The sequence below is a fragment of the Streptomyces sp. NPDC059255 genome, from assembly GCF_042752355.1.
Classification (GTDB): domain Bacteria; phylum Actinomycetota; class Actinomycetes; order Streptomycetales; family Streptomycetaceae; genus Streptomyces.
Genome location: NZ_JBHYZP010000117.1, coordinates 1 through 1,059, shown reverse-complemented (window position 1 = coordinate 1,059; position 1,059 = coordinate 1). Strand labels below are relative to the sequence as shown.

The 1,059-nt window shown below is 59.3% G+C and carries 1 rRNA gene; it reads right to left on the bottom strand.

Features of this window, described 5'->3' with window-relative positions:
* Positions 1 to 851: ribosomal RNA gene (locus ACFXKG_RS41340) — 23S ribosomal RNA — on the bottom strand; the annotation flags it as partial.
* Positions 852 to 1,059 lie beyond the last annotated feature (208 nt).

The window sequence follows — 1,059 nt, the reverse complement described above, 5'->3', positions numbered from 1 at the left end:
ACCCTGGTGGGTTCGGTCCTCCACGAAGTCTTACCTCCGCTTCAACCTGCCCATGGCTAGATCACTCCGCTTCGGGTCTTGAGCGCGCTACTATATCGCCCTGTTCGGACTCGCTTTCGCTACGGCTTCCCCACACGGGTTAACCTCGCAACACACCGCAAACTCGCAGGCTCATTCTTCAAAAGGCACGCAGTCACGACTGACAGCACAAGTGCTGCCAGCGACGCTCCCACGGCTTGTAGGCACACGGTTTCAGGTACTATTTCACTCCGCTCCCGCGGTACTTTTCACCATTCCCTCACGGTACTATCCGCTATCGGTCACCAGGGAATATTTAGGCTTAGCGGGTGGTCCCGCCAGATTCACACGGGATTTCTCGGGCCCCGTGCTACTTGGGTGTCGCACAAGCAAGCCGTACAGATTTCAGCTACGGGGGTCTTACCCTCTACGCCGGACCTTTCGCATGTCCTTCGCCTATCCATACGGTTTCTGACTTGCCCAGCAGTCGGCAGACTACTGAAGTACGATCCCACAACCCCGCATGCGCAACCCCTGCCGGGTATCACACGCATACGGTTTGGCCTCATCCGGTTTCGCTCGCCACTACTCCCGGAATCACGGTTGTTTTCTCTTCCTGAGGGTACTGAGATGTTTCACTTCCCCTCGTTCCCTCCACACTGCCTATGTGTTCAGCAGCGGGTGACAGCCCATGACGACTGCCGGGTTTCCCCATTCGGACACCCCCGGATCAAAGCTCGGTTGACAGCTCCCCGGGGCCTATCGCGGCCTCCCACGTCCTTCATCGGTTCCTGGTACCAAGGCATCCACCGTGCGCCCTTAAAAACTTGGCCACAGATGCTCGCGTCCACTGTGCAGTTCTCAAACAACGACCAGCCACCCACCACCCCACCCCCACAGGGGCGAGTTCACTGGGGCCGGCAACCGAAGGGCGAGCAGCGCTCGCACCCTCAGACACCCAACAGCGTGCCCGACCCGGTCCCCTGACTCTCACGTTCCACGCCGAAGCAGTACTGGTGAGTCCAGAAAACCGTGCCGAGT